Source organism: Streptomyces viridochromogenes DSM 40736 (assembly GCF_000158955.1).
Taxonomy (GTDB): Bacteria; Actinomycetota; Actinomycetes; order Streptomycetales; family Streptomycetaceae; genus Streptomyces; species Streptomyces venetus.
The window spans coordinates 5002314-5004843 of sequence record NZ_GG657757.1; the positions used below are offsets into that span (position 1 = coordinate 5002314).

Sequence of the window (2530 nt, forward strand, 5' to 3'; positions counted from 1 at the left end):
AACACCCGAAGCCGGTGGCCCAACCCCTTGTGGGAGGGAGCTGTCGAAGGTGGGACTGGCGATTGGGACGAAGTCGTAACAAGGTAGCCGTACCGGAAGGTGCGGCTGGATCACCTCCTTTCTAAGGAGCACTTCTTACCGAGTCCTTCGGGACGAGGTCAGAGGCCAGTACATCAGCGAATGTCTGATGCTGGTTGCTCATGGGTGGAACGTTGACTACTCGGCACACTTGATCGTCTTCTCCTTCTAGTACTGCTCTTCGGAGCGTGGAACGTTGAGGGAAGCGGGGAGTGTGTCGGGCACGCTGTTGGGTGTCTGAAGGTACGGCCGATTGGCTGCCTTCAGTGCCGGCCCCAGTGCACTCGGACCGTAAGGGTTCGGGGTGATGGGTGGCTGGTCGTTGTTTGAGAACTGCACAGTGGACGCGAGCATCTGTGGCCAAGTTTTTAAGGGCGCACGGTGGATGCCTTGGCACCAGGAACCGATGAAGGACGTGGGAGGCCACGATAGTCCCCGGGGAGTCGTCAACCAGGCTTTGATCCGGGGGTTTCCGAATGGGGAAACCCGGCAGTCGTCATGGGCTGTCACCCGCTGCTGAACACATAGGCAGTGTGGAGGGAACGCGGGGAAGTGAAACATCTCAGTACCCGCAGGAAGAGAAAACAACCGTGATTCCGGGAGTAGTGGCGAGCGAAACTGGATGAGGCCAAACCGTATGCGTGTGAGACCCGGCAGGGGTTGCGCATACGGGGTTGTGGGATCTCTCTTTTACGGTCTGCCGGCCGTGAGACGAGTCAGAAACCGTTGATGTAGGCGAAGGACATGCGAAAGGTCCGGCGTAGAGGGTAAGACCCCCGTAGTCGAAACGTCAGCGGCTCGTTTGAGAGACACCCAAGTAGCACGGGGCCCGAGAAATCCCGTGTGAATCTGGCGGGACCACCCGCTAAGCCTAAATATTCCCTGGTGACCGATAGCGGATAGTACCGTGAGGGAATGGTGAAAAGTACCCCGGGAGGGGAGTGAAATAGTACCTGAAACCGTGTGCCTACAAGCCGTGGGAGCGTCGGAACAAGGCTTGCCTTGTTCTCGTGACTGCGTGCCTTTTGAAGAATGAGCCTGCGAGTTTGCGGTGTGTTGCGAGGTTAACCCGTGTGGGGAAGCCGTAGCGAAAGCGAGTCCGATAGGGCGTTTTTAGTAGCACGCTCAAGACCCGAAGCGGAGTGATCTAGCCATGGGCAGGTTGAAGCGGAGGTAAGACTTCGTGGAGGACCGAACCCACCAGGGTTGAAAACCTGGGGGATGACCTGTGGTTAGGGGTGAAAGGCCAATCAAACTCCGTGATAGCTGGTTCTCCCCGAAATGCATTTAGGTGCAGCGTCGTGTGTTTCTTGCCGGAGGTAGAGCACTGGATAGGCGATGGGCCCTACCGGGTTACTGACCTTAGCCAAACTCCGAATGCCGGTAAGTGAGAGCGCGGCAGTGAGACTGTGGGGGATAAGCTCCATGGTCGAGAGGGAAACAGCCCAGAGCATCGACTAAGGCCCCTAAGCGTACGCTAAGTGGGAAAGGATGTGGAGTCGCAGAGACAACCAGGAGGTTGGCTTAGAAGCAGCCACCCTTGAAAGAGTGCGTAATAGCTCACTGGTCTAGTGATTCCGCGCCGACAATGTAGCGGGGCTCAAGCGTACCGCCGAAGTCGTGTCATTGCAGCAATACGGCCAACGCCGGCTGTGATGGGTAGGGGAGCGTCGTCTGCCGGGTGAAGCAGCACCGGAAGGTAGTTGTGGACGGTTGACGAGTGAGAATGCAGGCATGAGTAGCGATTCACACGTGAGAAACGTGTGCGCCGATTGACTAAGGGTTCCTGGGTCAAGCTGATCTGCCCAGGGTAAGTCGGGACCTAAGGCGAGGCCGACAGGCGTAGTCGATGGATAACCGGTTGATATTCCGGTACCCGCTGTGAAGCGTCAAACATCGAGCATCGTGATGCTAAGGCCGTGAAGCCGCCGGTGATCCCTTCGGGGTGAGTCGGAGTGGTGGAGCCGCTGAACCAAGCGGTTAGTAGGTGAGTGATGGGGTGACGCAGGAAGGTAGTCCATCCCGGGCGGTGGTTGTCCCGGGGTAAGGGTGTAGGCCGTGCGATAGGCAAATCCGTCGCACACAAGGCTGAGACCTGATGCCGAGCCGATTGTGGTGAAGTGGATGATCCTATGCTGTCGAGAAAAGCCTCTAGCGAGTTTCATGGCGGCCCGTACCCTAAACCGACTCAGGTGGTCAGGTAGAGAATACCGAGGCGTTCGGGTGAACTATGGTTAAGGAACTCGGCAAAATGCCCCCGTAACTTCGGGAGAAGGGGGGCCACACCTGGTGATGGACTTTACACGGTGAGCTGGGGGTGGCCGCAGAGACCAGCGAGAAGCGACTGTTTACTAAAAACACAGGTCCGTGCGAAGCCGTAAGGCGATGTATACGGACTGACGCCTGCCCGGTGCTGGAACGTTAAGGGGACCGGTTAGCTCCATTTCGGTGG

The 2530-nt window shown here is 57.7% G+C and carries 1 other annotated feature (running past one end of the window).

The annotated features are described in order from the left end of the window. Nucleotides 1-436 precede the first annotated feature (436 nt). Nucleotides 437-2530: a sequence feature (mutual gap in cmsearch alignment for this rRNA model is longer than 100), on the forward strand; it runs 965 nt beyond the window's last position.